At 39.5% G+C, this 16,550-nt stretch carries 11 protein-coding genes, 1 tRNA gene and 1 pseudogene; all 13 read right to left on the bottom strand.

Features of this window, described 5'->3' with window-relative positions; all coding sequences use genetic code 11:
• Positions 1-398 precede the first annotated feature (398 nt).
• Positions 399-1,790: an L-serine ammonia-lyase gene (locus ACFINZ_RS05845; RefSeq protein WP_375701225.1), complete on the bottom strand. Its 1,392-nt coding sequence runs from the start codon at positions 1,788-1,790 to the stop codon at positions 399-401.
• 340 nt (positions 1,791-2,130) lie between these two features.
• The gene (locus tag ACFINZ_RS05840; protein ID WP_375618388.1) at positions 2,131-2,820 is read right to left on the bottom strand and encodes a nitroreductase; all 690 of its coding nucleotides are present in this window, start codon (positions 2,818-2,820) and stop codon (positions 2,131-2,133) included.
• A 205-nt stretch (positions 2,821-3,025) separates the two neighbouring features.
• Complete coding sequence (locus ACFINZ_RS05835) at positions 3,026-3,229, bottom strand: hypothetical protein (protein ID WP_375618381.1); 204 nt, start codon at positions 3,227-3,229, stop codon at positions 3,026-3,028.
• A 716-nt stretch (positions 3,230-3,945) separates the two neighbouring features.
• Entirely contained in the window at positions 3,946-8,157 is a 4,212-nt protein-coding gene (gene rpoC, locus ACFINZ_RS05830) for a DNA-directed RNA polymerase subunit beta' (protein WP_375632761.1), read from the bottom strand.
• A gap of 171 nt (positions 8,158-8,328) precedes the next feature.
• Positions 8,329-12,477, bottom strand: a complete 4,149-nt coding sequence (rpoB, locus tag ACFINZ_RS05825; protein WP_375632759.1) for a DNA-directed RNA polymerase subunit beta — start codon at positions 12,475-12,477, stop codon at positions 8,329-8,331.
• Between the two features lie 290 nt (positions 12,478-12,767).
• Positions 12,768-13,139, bottom strand: coding sequence for a 50S ribosomal protein L7/L12 (rplL, locus tag ACFINZ_RS05820; RefSeq protein ID WP_273790654.1), 372 nt, complete (start codon positions 13,137-13,139; stop codon positions 12,768-12,770).
• 101 nt (positions 13,140-13,240) lie between these two features.
• Positions 13,241-13,759, bottom strand: a complete 519-nt coding sequence (gene rplJ / locus ACFINZ_RS05815) for a 50S ribosomal protein L10 (RefSeq protein WP_012755027.1) — start codon at positions 13,757-13,759, stop codon at positions 13,241-13,243.
• A gap of 355 nt (positions 13,760-14,114) precedes the next feature.
• The gene (gene rplA, locus ACFINZ_RS05810) at positions 14,115-14,819 is read right to left on the bottom strand and encodes a 50S ribosomal protein L1 (RefSeq protein ID WP_375613460.1); all 705 of its coding nucleotides are present in this window, start codon (positions 14,817-14,819) and stop codon (positions 14,115-14,117) included.
• Between the two features lie 4 nt (positions 14,820-14,823).
• Positions 14,824-15,252 (bottom strand): 50S ribosomal protein L11, encoded by a 429-nt coding sequence (gene rplK / locus ACFINZ_RS05805; RefSeq protein WP_375701224.1) that lies wholly within the window; start codon positions 15,250-15,252, stop codon positions 14,824-14,826.
• A 150-nt stretch (positions 15,253-15,402) separates the two neighbouring features.
• A complete protein-coding gene (gene nusG, locus ACFINZ_RS05800; protein WP_375632755.1) occupies positions 15,403-15,933 on the bottom strand; it encodes a transcription termination/antitermination protein NusG in 531 nt (176 codons plus the stop codon).
• Positions 15,934-15,953: 20 nt separating this feature from the next.
• On the bottom strand, positions 15,954-16,166 hold the full coding sequence (gene secE, locus ACFINZ_RS05795) for a preprotein translocase subunit SecE (RefSeq protein WP_273790652.1): 213 nt from the start codon (positions 16,164-16,166) through the stop codon (positions 15,954-15,956).
• 196 nt (positions 16,167-16,362) lie between these two features.
• Positions 16,363-16,438 (bottom strand) — tRNA-Trp (locus ACFINZ_RS05790).
• A gap of 47 nt (positions 16,439-16,485) precedes the next feature.
• Positions 16,486-16,550 (bottom strand): annotated as a pseudogene (locus tag ACFINZ_RS05785) (elongation factor Tu); the annotation flags it as partial.

Here is a 16,550-nt window from a genome sequence, read left to right as displayed (position 1 = left end):
AAAAATTATTTTATTATTAACCATTATCTACAGCCTTAGAAAACCCTTTGATAAACATACTTTTTTCTTAAATTGTTGAATTTTTCTGACAGCTTTTCCAACTATCCAATATCTCCAAGCTTTCAATAAAAACATTGTTAAGGACATAAAAATACCCAATATTTTTCCACTTTTGGATTTAATATAAAAAATTATCCTTGATATCTTTCTGGAAAAAATGAATAGCTTCATTAGATGAAAGCTTATCATTTGATGGGATTATTGTAAAAGTTCAATAAAGAAAGTCCCTCTTAATAACGCTCCCCATACAACATAAACGCTGAAAAAACATAAGCTTTATCAGAAAATACGATCTCTCTCCCAAAAGTCCAGTTATGGATTGAAAAATGTTCCAGCTCTTAACAAGATATCACATTGACTGCAAGACCACCTTTACTTGTCTCTTTATAGCGTTCACTCATATCATGACCAGTCTGGCGCATTGTTTCTATACAAGCATCAAGAGAAACAAAATGATCTCCATTACCATATAATGCAAGAGAAGAAGCCGTTACCGCCTTAACAGCTCCCATTGCATTACGCTCAATACAAGGAACTTGTACAAGACCTGCAACAGGATCACATGTCATTCCCAAGTGATGTTCAAGCGCAATTTCTGCCGCATTTTCAATTTGAGCTGGTGTTCCACCTAACGCTGCGGTCAACCCTGCTGCGGCCATTGAAGATGCCGTTCCAACTTCACCTTGACACCCAACTTCTGCACCAGAAATAGAGGCATTATGTTTGATAACACCGCCTATAGCTGCTGCCGTTAATAGAAAATTATGTATTCCCTCTCGATCTGAATCATCATTAAATTGAAGATAATAACGCAAAACGGCTGGGACGACACCGGCTGCTCCATTTGTTGGTGCTGTAACAACACGACCACCTGCTGCATTTTCCTCATTGACGGCTATAGCATATACCGAAAGCCAATCATTTGCCCAAAGTGGATAATTGTAATTTTTCTTTTGTTTTTCCAAAAGCGTTTCATGCAGCTTTTTAGCGCGCCTTAGAACACGCAATCCACCAGGCAACTCACCTTCTTGTGAAAGACCTCTATCAATGCAATTTGTCATCGCTGAAAAAATTTCATCAAGCCCTACATCAAGAGAAGAACGCTCTATCTTTGTTTCTTCATTTAAGCGCTTCATTTCAGCAATTGAAAGTCCTGATTTTTCTGCCATTGATAACATTGTACAAGCAGAATCGAATGGATATGGTACCTCAAATGCTTCTGGTTGTATATTATCATTCATATGGCTTAATTCATCCTCAGTCACAACAAAGCCACCACCGATAGAATAATAAATCTGCCGCAACAGAACATTCCCATCAGTATCAAGTCCTTCAAAGGCTAGTCCATTTGTATGTCCAGGGAGGATTTGCTTTCGTTCAAAAATAAGATCACATTGCACATCAAACTGATAAGCGGGATGACCTACTGGTTGCACTTTTTTTTCACGTATAACTTTTTCTAACAGAAACCCCATGCTATCAGGATCAACAGTAGAAGCTTTTTCTCCTAAAAGTCCTAATATGATAGCTCTATCTGTTGCATGACCAATACCCGTGAAAGCTAAAGAACCATAAAGATAAACACGTATACGAGAAACTTGAACATCAGACGACTGAGAAAAATCTCCTATCTTTTGCAAAAACATATTAGCAGCTGTCATTGGTCCCATCGTATGTGAGCTAGAAGGACCAATCCCAATTTTAAAAAGTTCAAAAACAGATAGAAACACGTATCACCTTAAACTATAGTACAGCTTGAGCATATATGCTTTTTCATAACGTTTCTTCCGTTTAAAATCAAATTGCGAGATAAACTAAAAAAATGACAACAATAAACACGAATGTCGCTCGTCTTGCTACCACCCAACACTTTCTTTCTATAGTGTTTTCCATTAGCCAACCTTTAAAACGGACAATGCCCCTAGAGTCACAACTCCTAATGTTTGAAGCGTAGTAAAATAAGTGTTAATATGCAATATTAAAATTCAATAAGGATGAGAAATCTTATCGGAAATATTTTTCATAATGCACTAAGTTCTTCAAAACGTATGCTTAATTTTATAAAATATTTTATGGATATGTTTCAATGAAACGTACAAATTTTTCTAACGATTCTCGTTCTGTCTCAAAATTGTTTTCTGGAGCACTCATATCGCGATAACCAAGTGCCATACCACAGATAATATGGCGATCAGAAGGAATAGATAAAAGCGTACGAATCTGTTTATGATAATCAGCAAAAGCAGCTTGAGGACAGGTATCTAATCCAAATCCACGTGCAGCTAACATAATGGTCTGCATAAACATACCCAAATCAAGCCAACTCCCCATTTCCATGTCGTGATCCATTGTAAATAAGAGTCCTACAGGTGCATCAAAAAATAAAAAATTTCGCGCCTTTTGATGAAGTACTTTTTCTTCATCATCTTTTTGAATTCCAAGACTCTGATAAAGATCCAAACCAACTTTTCGACGCCTTGAAATATAAGGCTCACGCCACTGACGTGGATAATAACTATATTCACGCTCTCCTTTTACACCTGAAAGCACAAGTTGTGAAAGCTCTTGCCCTACTTTCTGTAATACACTTCCTGTAAGCACAATTACTTGCCATGGCTGAATATTTGTTCCAGATGGTGCACGTGCTGCAAGTTTTAAGATTTCTTTGATTGTTTCCAAACTAACTGGCTGATCAGTAAAAGCGCGAATTGACTTTCGTGACAAAATAGATTGAAAAACACTCATAGGAGAAACTGTCATTGTTTTTACTTTCTTTATGAAAAATAGTTTTTTCTTATCAAGGATAATATACTGCGAAAATACCTTTGCAGCTTTTTCAAACACTCTATTTCTTTAAATGACTTACACATTTCACGCAGTGGTAAATATTCCCCTTAGAGATAGTATAATCTATCTCTTTTAAGAGAAAGAAATTTGTCTAAAAGAAGACAAAATAAATTTATAATCAATGACTAACCCCCAACTCCGCTAAGCTCTCAAAAAAACTCTCTTCAATTCGTTCTAAATCCTGTAGAAGATCATCAACATCATGCTGCATCTGCTTTAAATCAGTTCGTTTTTTATGAATTCCTGCAATTAATTTCTTAAGCTTTTTCTCATCATCAGGTGGTTTTCCAACCATTGTCAACATATCAGATATTTCAGACAACGAAAATTTTACTCTGTTAGCATACAGGATTTGTTTTAACTTATGACGATCCGTTTATGTATAAAGCCGTGTACTTCCACACCGAAAAGGGATAAGAAGTCCCTCTTCTTCATAGCAAAGTTCGAGCTATTATTGAAAACTCACGTGTTAATTTTCCAATTGAATAATATTCGTACATTTTATTATTCTGTCTGCATAGATCACATTGTTATAAGAAATATGTCTATTTTTTATAAAACTTAGTGAGCACCTTAATCTCTACTTTTCTGCATTTTAATTTAGAAGAAAATACATTCATAAACATTGTATAGTAGAGAATCAATTATTTTTAGATTACAGAAAGACTATTGATCTTTCATTATAAATCCTTTTAAATCTCTATAGAAGATATCAATTAAAAATTTTCCTAAAGTTTAAAATCAATCATTATTTGATTTGTAGATAATCAACTCTTTTCCTTGAATATGATTTTTGAGTTTCACATATTTGGGAAAAAACTTTCTATACTGCCTGCAGAAATTAAGAAACTTTAAAATGAAACAACAAGAAAGATAAGCATCATTACAAAACAATAAGCTACTAAAGATGTTTAAAATAACTATCGCCTTATAATTTTTGATATTTTTCAAGAAAATATACAACTTCTGCATTTCGAAATAAAAAACGTCTGAACTTTCTATTCAGACGTTTTTATATTATGTGGTGTTGTATTTAAATTATTCAGCAACGGCCCCGGTTGTCATATTTGTCAACATAGCCTTAGCCACTTCGTTATTACTAGACTTACGCTGCTCATCTACAATCAAATCATCACGAACTGCAGCAATACGACGGATTTGAGAAATTGTACCACCCGTACCTGCTGGAATAAGACGACCGACAATAACGTTCTCTTTAAGTCCTTGCAAAGTATCAATTTTACCAGAAACTGCTGCTTCAGTAAGAACACGTGTTGTTTCCTGAAACGATGCCGCCGAAATGAAAGAAGGCGTTTGAAGAGAAGCTTTTGTAATTCCAAGAAGAATGGGATTACCAGATGCAGGTTTCTTCCCTTCTGCAATCAAATTATCATTGATTTCATCAAGTTCAATACGATCAACATTATCACCTGGAATATAACCAGAATCTCCAGATTCTGTAATTTCAACTTTTTGCAACATTTGACGAACAATCACTTCAATGTGCTTATCATTAATAAGAACTCCCTGCAAACGATAAACCTCCTGAATCTCATTAACAAGATAAGATGCCAAAGCTTCAACCCCCTTAATCGCCAAGATGTCATGAGGTGCTGGATTACCATCAAGGATATAATCTCCCTTTTCAATTTGATCGCCTTCTTGGAAATGGAACAACTTACCTTTTGGAATCAAGTATTCTACTGCCTCAAGAGTTTCATCATTTGGTTCAATAATGATACGACGTTTATTCTTATAACCACGGCCGAATCGAATCGTGCCACTAACTTCAGCAATAATCGCATGATCCTTTGGACGACGCGCTTCAAAAAGCTCAGCCACACGAGGAAGACCACCCGTAATATCTTTCGTCTTGGCACTTTCCATTGGCAAACGAGCAATAACATCACCAGCCTTAACATGAGCACCAAGCTCAACAGAAAGAATAGTTTCCACTGACATCATATAACGGGCTTCACCTCCCTTATACAATTTAGCAATGGATTCACCTTCTTTATCCGTGTGAATAATAATAGCTGGTTTAAGATCCGCACCACGTGGATTAGCGCGCCAATCAATCACCAAACGCTTCGTAATACCCGTAGATTCATCAGCTGTTTCAGTGACAGATAAACCATCAATCATATCTTCAAAACCCACATAGCCTTCAACTTCCGTTAAAATTGGACGTGTATAAGGATCCCATTCTGCTATACGTTGGCCACGTTTAACCACATCACCATCATCAACAAAAATATGAGCACCATAGCTAACACGATGTACAACGCGCTCTTTTCCTAACTCATCCTTGATAAGGATAGCCATATTACGCCCCATAACAACCAAATGGCCTTCAGAGTTACGAACCACATTACGATTACGAATCTCCACCTTACCTTCATAAGATGCCTCTAAATACGATGAATCAACAACCTGCGCAGTTCCTCCTAAGTGGAAAGTACGCATAGTAAGCTGTGTTCCCGGCTCACCAATGGATTGAGCAGCAATAACACCAACGGCTTCTCCCTGATTAACAGGTGTTCCACGCGCCAAATCACGACCATAGCATTTTGCACAAACACCAAGACGTGTTTCACATGTTAATGCAGAACGAATTTGAACAGATTGAATTCCAGCTGCTTCAATCTTCGCGACATCAGCTTCCTCAATCATTGCTCCACCTTCAAGGATAACCTCTCCAGAGACAGGATGTAGAATATCAACAAGCGCTGTACGACCAAGAATTCTTTGCCCAAGGGAGGCAACAATTTGTCCTGCATCAACAATCGGCTGCATGGTAAGCCCTTTTGCGGTACCACAATCAACTGCTGAAATAATAGCATCCTGTGCAACATCAACAAGACGCCGTGTTAAATAACCAGAGTTCGCCGTCTTTAACGCAGTATCAGCAAGTCCTTTACGTGCACCATGCGTGGAATTGAAGTATTCATTAACAGTTAGACCTTCTTTAAAATTGGAAATAATGGGTGTTTCAATAATTTCACCCGATGGTTTTGCCATTAATCCACGCATACCGGCCAATTGTCTCATCTGGTTAGCAGAACCACGAGCACCAGAGTGCGACATCATATAGATAGAGTTCATCGGCCGTTGACGACCTGTTTTAGGATCAAAATCGACGGCTTGAATACGTTTCATCATTTCATCTGCAACGCGATCTGTACATTTACCCCAAGCATCTACAACCTTATTGTATTTTTCACCTTGTGTAATCAAACCATCATTATATTGCTGTTCGTACTCCTTAGCCAAAGCTTCTGTTTCTGCGACTAAACGCGACTTACTATCAGGAATAACCATATCGTCCTTACCGAATGAAATTCCTGCACGACAAGCATAAGAAAAGCCAAGCTGCATAATACGGTCACAAAAAATAACCGTCTCTTTTTGTCCACAGTGCCGATAAACATGATCAATCATTTTAGAAATGTTCTTTTTCGTCATCTCTTGATTGACAATATCAAATGAGATATCCGCACTTCTTGGCAAAAGCTCACCGATAATCAAACGACCAGGTGTCGTATCATAAAGTTTAGAGACTTCTTTTCCATCCTTCCCCATATTCTTAACACGGCCTTTAATCTTCGTATGAAGCGTTATAACCTTATTTTCCAAGGCATAATGAAGCTCACCTATATCAGAAAAGGCCATTCCTTCACCTGGTTCTTTTTCAGAAACAATTGAAAGATAATAAAGACCAAGAACCATATCCTGTGAGGGAACAATAATGGGAGCACCATTGGCCGGATGAAGAATATTATTGGTGGACATCATCAAAACACGGGCTTCAAGCTGTGCTTCAAGAGAAAGCGGCACGTGAACCGCCATCTGATCACCATCAAAATCTGCATTAAAAGCAGTACACACCAGTGGATGAAGTTGAATAGCTTTGCCTTCAATTAAGATAGGTTCAAAAGCCTGAATCCCCAAACGGTGCAATGTTGGCGCACGGTTGAGTAAAACAGGGTGTTCACGAATAACCTCATCCAAGATATCCCAAACTTCTGGATGTTCTTTTTCAACAAGCTTCTTTGCCTGCTTTACCGTTGATGAATAGCCTTTTGCATCAAGCCGCGCATAAATAAAAGGCTTAAATAATTCAAGAGCCATTTTTTTGGGAAGACCACATTGATGCAATTTTAATTCAGGACCCGTCACGATAACAGAACGCCCCGAGTAATCAACACGCTTCCCAAGTAAGTTCTGACGAAAACGTCCTTGCTTGCCCTTCAACATATCTGATAAAGACTTAAGAGGACGTTTATTGGCTCCAGTAATCACACGCCCACGCCGTCCATTATCAAACAATGCATCAACAGCTTCTTGTACCATACGCTTTTCATTGCGTACGATAATTCCAGGAGCACGCAATTCAATCAGCCGTTTCAAGCGGTTATTACGATTAATAACACGCCGATAAAGATCATTCAGATCTGATGTCGCAAAACGCCCACCATCAAGCGGAACCAATGGACGCAAATCCGGTGGAATAACCGGAATTGTTTTCATAATCATCCACTCTGGCTTATTTCCAGATTCAAGAAAATTTTCAACGATTTTAAGTCGTTTAATCAATTTTTTCTGCTTTAACTCTGAAGTTGTTTCAGCTAATTCAAGACGCAAATCATTAGCGATTTTATCTAACTCCATACTAGCTAAAAGCTCGTAAATAGCTTCAGCGCCAATCATAGCTGTAAACTGATCTTCTCCAAATTCATCAATAGCAAGCATATATTCTTCTTCAGAAAGAAGCTGATGGAGCTTAAGAGACGTCAATCCTGGTTCGGTTACAATATAATTCTCAAAATAAAGAACCCGTTCAATATCTTTTAAAGTTAAATCTAAAAGTGTAGAAATACGACCTGGTAATGATTTAAGAAACCATATATGCGCAACGGGTGCCGCAAGTTCAATATGCCCCATACGCTCACGACGTACGCGGGAAAGAGTAACCTCTACACCACATTTTTCACAAATAATACCCTTATACTTCATGCGTTTATATTTGCCACATAGACATTCATAGTCCTTAATAGGGCCAAATATACGTGCACAAAAAAGACCATCACGCTCTGGTTTAAAAGTCCGATAATTAATCGTCTCAGGCTTCTTAATCTCACCATACGACCAGGACAAAATTTTCTCAGGACTCGCAATAGAAATACGAATAGAGTCAAATGTCTGCGCTGGCGCTTGAGGATTGAAAAGATTCATGACCTCGTGGTTCATGCTGTTCTCCTTCAAAGATTCTTAGAACCTGTTGTAATATCTCATCTATTTTATAACAGATCTTCTTTAAAAGACATTTACTTTTAAAAATGACCTGTATAGCCTTAATAAGGTTATTGAGCCTCTTAAAGTAATAAGAGCGCACCTTTTTCTAGTGCGCTCCTTGAATTATTATTCTGCCGTATCAGACAATGCCCGCTGTGCAATAAGTTCACGCGCATCATCAAGCTCCACATTAAGAGCAAGTGAGCGCATTTCTTTTACCAACACATTAAAGCTTTCGGGTATACCTGCCTCAAATGTATCATCACCACGCACAATTGCCTCATAGACTTTTGTTCGACCAGCCACATCATCTGATTTTACTGTTAGCATCTCCTGCAAAGTGTATGCAGCACCATAAGCTTCAAGTGCCCAAACCTCCATTTCACCAAAACGCTGACCACCAAATTGTGCCTTACCTCCTAATGGCTGCTGCGTAACAAGTGAATAGGGACCAATAGAACGTGCATGAATCTTATCATCAACAAGGTGATGCAATTTCAACATGTAAATATATCCCACCGTTACTGGACGATCAAAAGGCTCCCCAGTACGACCATCATAAAGCGTAACCTGCCCTGAACTATCTAAGCCTGCGTCTTCCAGCATCATGTTAATATCAGACTCATGTGCTCCATCAAAAACAGGCGTTGCAATTGAAACCCCTTTCTTCATCTGCAATGCCAATTTGTAAAGGCTTTCATTATCATACTGACGAACTGGTTCATTATGATTATCATCAGGCATAAGATTTTCAATACGCTGACGCAACGGCAATATATCCCCAGTCTCTTGATATAACTCTAACAAAGCACCAATCTTCTTGCCCATCCCCGCACATGCCCAACCAAGATGCGTTTCAAGAATTTGTCCAACATTCATACGACTAGGCACACCAAGCGGATTCAAGACGATATCAGCATGGGTCCCATCTTCAAGAAATGGCATATCTTCTACGGGAAGAATACGTGAAACAACACCCTTATTCCCGTGACGTCCCGCCATCTTGTCACCTGGTTGGATTTTGCGCTTCACAGCCACAAAAACCTTCACCATTTTCATGACACCAGGAGGCATTTCATCACCTCTTTGGACCTTTTCAACCTTATCCATAAAGCGACGTTGTAATGCTTCTTTTGATTCATCATATTGCTTGCGCAAAGCTTCAATTTCATTTTGAAGCTTTTCATCCTCAACAGCAAATTGCCACCACTGGGATCGTGGATAATGCCCCATTACTGTACTATCAAGCTTTTTGCTGCCCGAAAAGCCTTTCGGACCTTCTACAGCAACTTTACCTGTCAACATATCGGTGAGGCGCGCATAAACATTGCGATCAAGAATAGACTGTTCATCATCACGGTCTTTTGCTAAACGCTCAATTTCTTCACGCTCAATTGCCATCGCACGTTCATCTTTTTCCACGCCATGGCGATTAAAAACGCGAACTTCAACAACAGTACCAAAAGTCCCAGGAGGCATACGCATAGAAGTATCACGAACATCGGATGCCTTTTCCCCAAAAATTGCACGCAGAAGCTTTTCTTCCGGCGTCATGGGACTTTCACCTTTCGGGGTAATCTTTCCAACTAAAATATCACCTGGTTGAACTTCAGCACCAATATAAATAATGCCAGCTTCATCAAGATTTCTTAACGCTTCTTCCGCAACATTAGGAATGTCGCGCGTAATTTCCTCAGGTCCAAGTTTTGTATCGCGTGCCGCAACTTCAAATTCCTCAATATGAATTGAAGTAAACACATCATCAGCAACAATGCGCTCGGATAACAAAATAGAATCTTCATAATTGTATCCATTCCAAGGCATAAAGGCTACGAGAACATTCCGCCCAAGAGCCAAATCACCAAGATCCGTGGATGGACCATCTGCAATGATATCACCTTTCTCTACCCTATCACCGACATGTACAAGAGGACGCTGATTAATACAAGTGGACTGATTAGAACGCTGAAATTTCTGTAAGCGGTAAATATCAACGCCTGATTTTGAAGGATCTAAATCTTCTGTTGCACGGATAACAATACGGGTAGCATCGACTTGATCAACAACACCACTACGTTTTGCACTTACAGCAGCTCCTGAATCGCGCGCAACAATAGATTCCATTCCCGTCCCAACAAATGGCGCTTCAGCGCGTACAAGAGGAACTGCTTGACGCTGCATGTTCGATCCCATAAGCGCACGATTCGCATCATCATTTTCCAAAAAAGGAATAAGCGCTGCTGCAACTGAAACCAACTGTTTTGGTGAAACATCCATCAAATCAACATGATCACGCGGCGCCATTAAAACTTCACCAGCATGACGGCAAACAACAAACTCTTCTATAAAACGACCTTCGTTATCTAATGAAGAATTAGCCTGAGCGACATAATGCTTTGCTTCTTCCATCGCTGAAAGATAAATAACTTCTTTTGTGACTTTCCCATCAATAATTTTTCGATATGGGCTTTCAATAAAGCCATATTTGTTAACTCGCGCAAATGTTGCTAAGGAGTTAATCAGACCAATATTGGGGCCTTCTGGTGTTTCAATCGGACAAATACGACCATAATGCGTAGGATGTACGTCACGGACTTCAAAACCCGCACGTTCACGAGTCAAACCACCTGGACCAAGAGCAGAAAGACGGCGCTTATGGGTAATTTCTGACAATGGATTGGTTTGATCCATAAACTGCGACAATTGTGAAGACCCAAAAAATTCACGGACCGCTGCTGCCGCAGGCTTTGCATTGATTAAATCCTGTGGCATAACTGTATCAATTTCAACCGATGACATACGCTCTTTTATCGCACGCTCCATACGAAGAAGACCAATGCGATATTGATTTTCCATCAACTCCCCAACGGAACGAACGCGACGGTTGCCAAGATTATCAATATCATCAATTTCACCACGTCCATCACGCAATTCAACCAACATCTTAACAACAGCAAGAATATCCTCTTGGCGTAAAATACGAACTGTGTCTGGACAATCAAGATCCATACGTAAATTCATCTTAACACGCCCGACAGCTGAAAGATCATAACGCTCTGGATCAAAAAACAATGAATGGAACATTGCTTCTGCTGTATCGATTGTTGGAGGTTCACCTGGACGCATCACCCGGTAAATATCAAATAACGCATCCTGCCGACTTTCATTTTTATCCACCTTCAAAGTATTGCGGATGTAAGCGCCAATATTCATGTGATCAATATCAAGAATATTGACTTGATCAGCACTAACATCGAGCAGAATTTTTAATACTTTTTCGTCAATTTCATCACCAGCTTCAAGGTAGATTTCACCTGTTTCGTAATTGACGATATCTTCGGCTAGATAACAACCTAATAAATCATCTTCACTAACTTTAACCGCTTTAAGTCCTTTTTCTACCAAAGACTTCGCAGTACGAACTGTTAATTTTTTACCAGCCTCCGCAACGACTTCACCACTATCTGCATCTATAAGGTCAGAAATGAGCTTCATTCCTTTAAAGCGATCCACAGAATAAGGAACTCGCCATCCTTCTCCATCACGCTCATAAGTCACTTTATCATAAAACGTCGATAAAATATCCGACGCATCCATACCTAATGCCATCAAAAGACTAGTAACAGGAATCTTGCGCCGTCGATCAATACGCGCATAAATGATGTCCTTAGCATCAAACTCAATATCAAGCCAAGAACCTCGATACGGAATAACACGAGCAGCAAAAAGAAGCTTTCCTGATGAATGGGACTTTCCTTTATCATGGTCAAAAAAGACACCAGGAGAACGATGCATCTGAGAAACAATAACACGCTCCGTACCATTAACAATAAAGGTACCATTCGTCGTCATTAAAGGCATATCACCCATATAAACGCCTTGCTCTTTAATGTCTTTGATATCTTTGGAGCCAGTATCCTCATCAACATCAAAAACAATCAAACGCAATATGACCTTTAATGGGGCAGCATAAGTTAAATCACGTTGACGGCACTCTTCAACATCAAATTTTGGTAAATCAAATTCATAACCTACAAACTCAAGCATAGCTGTACCGGAAAAATCTGAAATAGGAAAAACCGATTTAAAAACAGCTTGCAAACCTTCATCTGGTCGTCCACCTTTCGGTTCCTCAACCATGAGAAATTGATCGTATGAGGCTTTTTGAACCTCAATAAGATTCGGCATTTCTGCTACTTCAGGAATCTTACCAAAAAATTTCCGTACGCGCTTACGACCATTGAATTGAGACATCATTGCGTGAGTCTGAGCCATCGTCGCTCCTTGATCTTTACTCTTCAAGGTAGACCAACCTTGAAAGCCTTATACCATTAACCTGCATATGCAGACCAGTTCACTTGACACTCAATAATGAGCATCATTAACTTTCCCCACCAACATAAGCCATTTATCTCTTTGACTCTATGATGAAGGGGTAAGTAATCCAAACCTATCCCATTCCTGTTACGAAACCATTGGGAAAAGTTTTTTTACTCATTATTTTCCCTCTTTGTATTAAGAGAAAGAAAATCGGCGAACATAAATGCCCGCCGATAAAATTAAATTTACTTAAGTTCCACCTTAGCACCGGCAGCTTCAAGTTGAGATTTAATTTTTTCTGCTTCTTCTTTAGAAGCAGCCTCTTTAATAGGCTTAGGTGCACCTTCAACCAGATCTTTAGCTTCTTTAAGACCAAGTCCAGTAAGAGCACGAACTTCCTTAATAACATTAATTTTTTGTGCGCCACCTTCAACAAGAATAACATCAAATTCTGTTTTTTCTTCAGCAGCTGGAGCAGCAGCACCAGCAACAGCAGCGACAGCTACAGGAGCAGCAGCCGAAACTCCCCACTTTTCTTCAAGTAACTTAGAAAGCTCAGCGGCTTCCAAAAGGGTTAGATTAGAAAGGTCTTCTACGATCTTCTCTAGATCAGCCATTTTTAAATTCCTTCAATTAAAAGATTTTAACCATTATTAAATCTTATTCAAAAAAACAGAAAAGCATTAAAGCTCTTCCATAAACGTGAATACAAACAGCCTTAAGCCGCCTTATCCTCCTGAGCATATGCTCCAATGACACGTGCAACCTGACCAGCAGGGGCATTAACAACCTGTGCAATACGGGTCGCAGGGGTAGAAATCATACCCACAAGTTTTGCACGCAACTCGTTTAATGAAGGCAATGAAGCCAATGACTTCACAGCATCTACAGTTAAACTTGTTGCACCCATTGAACCGCCAAGTATGACAAATTTGTCATTGCTTTTCGCAAAATCAACAGCAACTTTCGGTGCTGTGATTGGATCTTCTGAATAAGCAATAAGTGTTTGTCCAGTAAACAAACCCACTATCGATTCAGATTCCGTGCCCTGAAGAGCGATTTTAGCAAGACGGTTTTTGGCGACCTTAACGGCACCGCCAGCTTCACCCATTTTCGAACGCAAATCATTCATCTGTGAAACTGTCAGACCGGAATAATGTGCAACAACAACAGAACCAGACTTCCGAAAAGCCTCGTTAAGCCATGTAACAAATTCGCGTTTTTCCGCTCTATTCACTGTCTCTCTCCATTTAACAGATTTGCTTAAAACAAACCTGTTGGTTACCTTTGATAACATAAAACACTTCATGTCACCGATGAGGATCCTGTCCCCTTTTTCACGCACAGCGTTCAAAGGCAACCTTGGCTCAAACCCTTTAAGTCTTTTAACTCTCAGTTTTTACCCCAGTCTCATGCAGGTTTTTTTTGATTAAGATACTTAAAAGCATCACCTACAATCTCGGACAGGATATTCCGGAATTTCTCCCGGTACAACCTAAGCCCTATAAAGCTTAGATAGCGAGCTGATCAAAATCAGCATTTTAAATACAATTTTGATATTCCCATACCCCAAAACAAAATTATAAATCAGCTTATACTAGCTCTGAACGAACCGTTGCTGGATCAACTTTAACACCAATTCCCATAGTCGACGAAACAGCAACGCGCTTAATATACTCACCTTTTGCACCTTGTGGTTTGGCTTTAATAACTGCACTTGCAAAGGCTTTTATATTTTCTACGATTTTTTCAACACCAAAAGAAGCCTTACCAATACCAGCATGCACAATACCAGCTTTTTCCACACGAAACTCAACAGCACCACCTTTAGAAGCTTTGACAGCACCGGCGACATCAAGTGTTACAGTACCAACTTTCGGATTCGGCATCAAACTCCGTGGACCAAGAATCTTACCAAGACGACCAACAAGAGGCATCATGTCTGGCGTTGCAATACAACGATCAAAATCTATAGTCCCTCTATTAACGCTTTCAAATAAATCTTCGGCACCCACAATATCAGCTCCTGCCGCCTTAGCTTCCTCAGCCTTATCCCCACGAGCAAAAACGGCAACACGAATATTTCTCCCTGTTCCATTAGGCAAATGAGCAACGCCTCGAACCATTTGATCAGCATGACGAGGATCAACACCCAAGTTCATTGAAATTTCGATTGTTTCATCAAACTTAGCAACAGCACGCTCCTTAACCATTGAAACGGCATCTTTTAAAGCGTAAAGTTCATTAAAATCAATATCTTTTCGGATATTTTTTATTCTTTTTGCTACTTTTGCCATAATATTAGCCCACCACTTCCAAGCCCATCGAGCGAGCAGAACCTTCAACCATACGCATTGCTGCCTCAATGTCATTCGCATTAAAATCTTTCATCTTTGATTCCGCAATCGAACGAATTTTATCGCGAGAAATGCTTCCTACAGACACTTTACCAGGCTCTTTTGAGCCAGATTTCAGGTTTGCTTCCTTCTTTAAAAAGAATGATACAGGAGGCGTCTTGAGAGAAAATGTGAAAGATTTATCTTGGTAATACGTAATAACAACTGGAATCGGTGCCCCCTTTTCCATTTCTTGTGTCGCTGCATTAAACGCCTTACAAAATTCCATGATATTAATACCACGCTGCCCAAGAGCTGGACCAATCGGTGGAGATGGAGTAGCAGCTCCTGCAGGGACCTGCAACTTAAGCTGACCTATACTTTTTTTTGCCATAACAATCTGCCTTTAATTTTACTGGTATACTGACAATTCATCTTGCCCGTTACCCGCTTGCAGTCACGTGGTTCGGATCATTAAGCCGACAAAAGCTATAAATCACCTCCCACTCCTTCCTTAAAGTAATTAAAACTACTCTAAGTTTAATCAGAGTTTTTCAACCTGACTAAATTCCAAATCAACAGGCGTAGGACGCCCAAAAATAAGCACTTCAACCTTAAGACGAGAGCGCTCTTCTTCAACCTCTTGAACAATTCCATTAAACGAAACAAAAGGACCATCAGCAACGCGAACTTGCTCTCCAACCTCAAACAATACAGAAGACTTTGGAGACTCAACCCTTTCCTGAACTTGTTTGAGAATTTGCTCAACCTCTCGATCAGAAATGGGAACAGGACGCGCATCTGATCCTAAAAAACCTGTCACTTTAGGCGTATTCTTAATAAGATGATAAACTTCATCTGTTAACTCAGCACGAACAAGAACATAACCAGGAAAAAATTTTCGCTCAGTATCAACTTTGCGTCCACGACGAACCTCTACAACACGCTCTGTTGGAACAAAAATCTTTTCAAAAAGATGATCAAGTCCCTTTTGCTTTGCCTCCTTATCAATAGCTTCCGCTACTTTCTTTTCAAAGTTTGAATATGCCTGAACAATATACCAACGAGCTGCCACAGTCACACTTCCTTACATTCTCAACTAAAAAGATATTTCAGAAGATCAATAACCCGCCAAACACCAAAATGCATAACCTGATCCACAATAAAAAAGAAAGCTGAAGCCAATGCAGTTACCAACAAAACCATAATAGTAGAAATAACCGTCTCACGACGTGTAGGCCATTTCACTTTAATTGTTTCTGCATAAACCTGCTTCAAAAAGGTAATCGGATTGGTTTTAGATGCCATCGTCACACTATACTCTCTCTAGTCCTATTGTGTTTTATAGAATAAAATAAACAGGAAAAAAATGCAAAAGCCAACTTTCAGACTTATGCAATTTCCTTACTTTCTATTCAATACCGTTTCACACACAAAAAAACAAGCCCCATATCAAAAAAAGCGAAAAAGGCAGCAAAATCCACTCCCTTATATGTACCCCCTTTGGCAGGGGCAGCAGGACTTGAACCCGCGACCTGCGGTTTTGGAGACCGCCGCTCTACCAACTGAGCTATACCCCTAACTCTCAAAACTAAAACACTTTTAACACCCCTTTAACAAGCATTATTTATTCAATGATCTTAGAGACGATACCGGCACCAACAGTACGACCACCTTCACGAATAGCAAAAC

Source organism: Bartonella sp. AA81SXKL (genome assembly GCF_042196945.1).
Lineage (GTDB): Bacteria > Pseudomonadota > Alphaproteobacteria > Rhizobiales > Rhizobiaceae > Bartonella.
Note: the sequence above shows the minus strand (reverse complement) of the source record. Positions and strands in the feature narration are given on the sequence as shown.